Origin of the sequence: Amycolatopsis sp. 3B14 (assembly GCF_050958625.1) — a bacterium.
Classification (GTDB): domain Bacteria; phylum Actinomycetota; class Actinomycetes; order Mycobacteriales; family Pseudonocardiaceae; genus Amycolatopsis_E; species Amycolatopsis_E thermoflava.
Map to the genome: position 1 here is coordinate 1 of NZ_JBHZEN010000103.1, position 4,498 is coordinate 4,498.

The 4,498-nt window shown below is 69.0% G+C and carries 5 protein-coding genes; 2 read left to right on the top strand and 3 right to left on the bottom strand.

Translation table 11 applies throughout. The features are described from left to right. The coding region (locus ACCP09_RS38605) for an LLM class flavin-dependent oxidoreductase (RefSeq protein ID WP_433753965.1) at positions 1-460 on the top strand (460 nt) is incomplete at its 5' end. A gap of 9 nt (positions 461-469) precedes the next feature. Here ACCP09_RS38605 and ACCP09_RS38610 read toward each other — a convergent pair. Then, positions 470-1,972, bottom strand: a complete 1,503-nt coding sequence (locus ACCP09_RS38610; RefSeq protein WP_433753967.1) for a DHA2 family efflux MFS transporter permease subunit — start codon at positions 1,970-1,972, stop codon at positions 470-472. Positions 1,973-2,118: 146 nt separating this feature from the next. Between ACCP09_RS38610 and ACCP09_RS38615 the strand changes: the two genes are divergently transcribed. Beyond that, positions 2,119-2,703, top strand: a complete 585-nt coding sequence (locus ACCP09_RS38615) for a TetR/AcrR family transcriptional regulator (protein WP_433753969.1) — start codon at positions 2,119-2,121, stop codon at positions 2,701-2,703. Here the strand turns inward: ACCP09_RS38615 and ACCP09_RS38620 are convergent, their stop codons facing one another. Both ACCP09_RS38620 and ACCP09_RS38625 read right to left on the bottom strand, forming a co-directional pair. Further along, a complete protein-coding gene (locus ACCP09_RS38620) occupies positions 2,704-3,855 on the bottom strand; it encodes an acetyl-CoA C-acetyltransferase (RefSeq protein WP_433753971.1) in 1,152 nt (383 codons plus the stop codon). 9 nt (positions 3,856-3,864) lie between these two features. Further along, the coding region (locus ACCP09_RS38625) for an SDR family oxidoreductase (protein WP_433753973.1) at positions 3,865-4,498 on the bottom strand (634 nt) is incomplete at its 5' end.

The window sequence follows — 4,498 nt, forward strand, 5'->3', positions numbered from 1 at the left end:
TGCGGGCCGGGCCGGGGACGGGTTCATCTGCACCTCGGGCAAGGGCATGGAGCTCTACAACGACAAGCTGATGCCGGCGGTCGCCGAGGGCGCGGCGGCGGCGGAGCGGGATGTCGCGGGCATCGACAAGATGATCGAGATCAAGATGTCCTACGACCGCGACCACGCCAAGGCCCTGGAGAACACCCGGTTCTGGGCGCCGCTGTCGCTGACGCCGGAGCAGAAGCACAGCGTGTCCTCGGCCGAGGAGATGGAGCGGCTGGCCGACGAGCTGCCGATCGAGCAGGTCGCCAAGCGCTGGATCGTGGCCTCCGACCCGGACGAGGCCGTCGCGCAGATCAAGCCGTACCTGGACGCGGGCCTGAACCACCTCGTGTTCCACGGCCCCGGCCACGACCAGGAACGCTTCCTGACGCAGTTCGCCGAGGACGTCCTGCCGCGGCTGCGCGCCCTCGGCTGAACGACGGTCTCAGTGCATGACGACGACCTCGTCGCGAGACACGGTGACTCCGGGACGCACGAAGAGCGCGGCGACGAGTCCGGCGAGCGCGGCGCCCATTGCGACGAGGAGAGCCGAGCTCATGCCGGCCAGGAAGGCCTCGTGGCTGGCGTCGGTGATTCGCGACGTCAGGGCACCGTTCGCGCCAGGAGGCACCGGCGCGATGCCCTGGGCGACCTTGTCGGCGTCGGCGGCGACGGCCTCGGCCACGCCACCGTGCACCCCGTTCGCCGCCAGCTCACACGAAAGCCGGGACTGGACCGACGAGGACACGACAGTGGACAAAACCGCGGTCCCGAGGACACCGCCGAGCTGCGACGCTGTCTGCTGGAGACCGCCCGCCACGCTGCTGAGACGTTGGTCGACATTTCCGACCAGTGCCTCGGTGCTGGCCACGGAGACCAGCCCCACCCCGGCGCCCATCCCGACCAGCCACGGCCACAGGCCGGCGTAACCGGTTCCGGTTTCCAGCTGGGACAGGCCGAACGCCGACAGCGCGATCGCGGCGGTACCGGCGAGCAGGGCCGGTCGTGGGCCGAAACGGGCGTTGAGGCGGCCGACGAGAGCGGACGCCACGCCGAGCGCGACCGTCAACGGCAAAACCTGTACGCCCGCTTCCACCGCGTCGGCACCCCGGACACGCTGGAGGTAGAGGGTGACGAAGAACAGCGTTCCGTAGAGCGTGAAGAAGGCGAGCACCACCAGCAGTGCTGCGGCGGGAACCGTGCGGTTCCGGAAGATCCGCAGATCGAGAACAGGCTCCTTGGCGCGGCTTTCTCGCAGGCAGAACACGACCGTCAGCGTCGCGGCCAGGGCGAAGAAGAGCAGCACGATGCCCGCCGAGCCGGCTTTCTCGATCTCGAGCACCGCCCACGCCAGCGACATCATGGCGGCGGCGAGGAGGACGGCTCCGGGCACGTCCAGTCGCCCGTCGGCCTGCCTCTTCGGCGTTCGCGGAAGGTGACGCAGGCCCAGCCCGATAGCGATGACGCCGATCGGGGCGTTGATGAAGAACACGGCTTCCCAGCCGTAGCTCTCGACGAGCAGGCCGGCGATCACCGGGCCTGCCGCGGCAGCACCAGCGGTGCAGGTGCTCCACACGGCCAGTGCCCTGCTCAGCGCGGCTCCGGCGAACGCGCCACGCAGCAAGCCGACGCCGGCGGGCATGATCAACGCTCCAGCCAGGCCCTGCGCGACCCGCCAGACGATCACCAGTTCGACGGATGGTGCGAGGCCGACGAGGACGGACGCCGCCGTGAAGGCCACCACTCCGGTAAGCCAGAAACCTTTGCGGGAGAAGCGGTCGGCGGCTCTGCCGAAGATTACGAGGGTGGTCGCGATCGCGAGCAGATAACCGTTGGTAACCCATTGCAGGTCGGTCAGGCTCGCGTCGAGCTCGGCGGACAGCGCCGGGTTCGCCACCGAGATGACGGTGCCGTCCAGCGCCACCATGGCGGCGCCGAGGCTGACCACGGCCAGCGTGAACGTCGGTTTTCCGATCGGCACGACGAGAAGACTCCTTCGAATGTGTCAGTGAGTGCCATATAGGCGTTCACTGTCAACGTAGCAGACATGGCATAGTTGACGGCAAGCGTCACGAAGGAGGTGCGATGACGGGGTTGAGAGAGCGGCAGCGACGTCGGACTCAGCACGACATCAGCACGGCAGCGCTCGAGTTGTTCGAGCGGCACGGTGTCGAGGGCACGACAGTCGACGACATCGCCGCGGCGGCGGAGGTCTCGCCCCGCACGTTCTTCCGCCACTTCGCGACGAAGGAGGACGCGGCGCTGCTGATTCACCGCGATTTCGCGGAGGCGCTGGAATCGCGTCTTGGCGACGGGGACTCTCGTGCGCCGCACGAGGTGCTGGCACAGGTTTACGCCGAGGTGCTGGAGTCCTACGGAGACGGCAGCAGTCCCGAAGCCCAGACGATGATGCGCGTGCGCAGGTTGATGGCGGCGAACCCGGTCCTGAACGCCGCGGGATTGCGGCTGGACGCCGAACAGTCGCGACGGCTCGTCGAACACATCGCGCGAGCTACCGGCACCGATCCGGATCTGGACCTGGAGCCTCGCTTGGCCGTGGAAACGCTGGCCGCGGCTGTCCGGGTGACGCTGGAGGTGTGGACGGCCCGCATCGAGGCGGGCCGTCCCTCCGATGCCCGTGCCTTGTTCGCCCAGGCCCTCAAGCGCCTGGGGGTGTGATCACAACCGTTCGATGATGGTGACGTTGGCGGTGCCGCCGCCTTCGCACATGGTTTGCAGGCCGTAGCGGCCGTTGCGGCGTTCGAGTTCGTGCAGGAGGGTGGCCAGCAGCTTCGTCCCGGTGGCGCCGATCGGGTGGCCGAGGGCGATGCCGCCGCCGTTGACGTTGACTCGGTCGGGTTCGGCGCCGGTTTCGTCGAGCCAGGCCAGGACGACGCTGGCGAAGGCTTCGTTGACCTCGAAGAGGTCGATGTCGTCGACGGTGAGGCCGGTCTTGCGGAGGGCGTGGATGGTCGCGGGGATGGGTCCGGTGAGCATCCACACCGGGTCGGCCGCCCGGACGGAGATGTGGTGGATCCTGGCGCGTGGGGTGAGTCCGTGTTCCCGCACGAAGGACTCCGAGGCGATCAGCGCGGCGCTGGCGCCGTCGGAGATCTGGCTCGCCACGGCCGCGGTCAGGCGAGAACCCTCGGAGAGCGGCTTCAACCCCTGCATGCGTTCCAGGCTGGTGTCGCGGCGCGGGCCTTCGTCGATCGAGAAGTCGTCGACCGGCGCGATCTCTGCGGTGAAGCGTCCGGTGTCGATGGCGGCGAGGGCGCGCTGGTGGCTGCGCAGCGCATAGGTTTCCATCGCTTCGCGGGTGATGTCCCAGTGTTCGGCGATCATGTCGGCGGAGCGGTACTGGGACACCTCGACGCTGCCGTAGCGTTCCTGCCAGCCTTTGGAGCCGGAGAACGGGTCGTCGAAGCCGTATTCGCGGCCGGCGAGCATGGCGGCGCTGATGGGGATGCGGCTCATGTTCTGCACCCCGCCGGCGAGTACGAGGTCTTGGGTTCCGGAGAGCACGGCTTGGGCGGCGAAGTGCACGGCTTGCTGGCTGGATCCGCATTGCCGGTCCACGGTCACCCCGGGCACGTGGTCCGGGAACCCCGCCGCCAGCCAGGCGGTGCGGGCGATGTTGCCGGACTGCGGGCCGAGCGTGTCCGTGCAGCCGAGGATCACGTCGTCGACCAGGTCCGGGTCCACCCCGGCCCGCGAAACCACCGCGCGGATGATGTGCGCGGCCAGGTCGGCGGAGTGCCACCCGGACAGGGCGCCGCCACGCCTGCCGACGGGGGTGCGGACGGCGTCGAGGAGAAAGGCTTCAGGCACTTGGGCTCCCTAGGGGTGCTGGCTGGACACGGACACGACCTCACCGGTCAGGTAGGAGGCGTAGTCGCTGGCGAGGAACACCATCACGTTGGCGACTTCCCAGGGTTCGGCGGCGCGGCCGAACGCTTCCCGCTGCTCCAGTTCCTGCAGCAGTTCGTCGCTGGTCACTTTGGCGAGGAACGGGTGCATCGCCAGACTCGGTGCCACGGCGTTGATCCGCACGCCGTGCTCGGCGGCGTCCAGGGCGGAGCAGCGGGTGAGGGCCATCACCCCGGCCTTCGCCGCGGCGTAGTGCGCCTGCCCGGCCTGTGCCCGCCATCCGATCACCGACGCGTTGTTGACGATCGCCCCGCCGCCGCCCTGCGCGACGAACTGGCGCAGCACGGCGCGTGTGCAGCGAAAGGTGCCGGTCAACGTGATGTCGAGAACCCGGGACCACTCGTCGTCGGTCATCTCCAGCACGGAGCGGGTGCCGCCGAGGCCGGCGTTGTTGATCATCACGTCGATTCGGCCGAACTGCTCCACCGCCCCGGCAATCAACGCCTGGACCTGGGATTCGTCCGTGACGTCGCAGGTGATGGCGTGCACCTTGCCCAGTTCGGCCAGCTCGGCGGCCTTTTCGGCGAGGCGGCGTTCGTGCCAG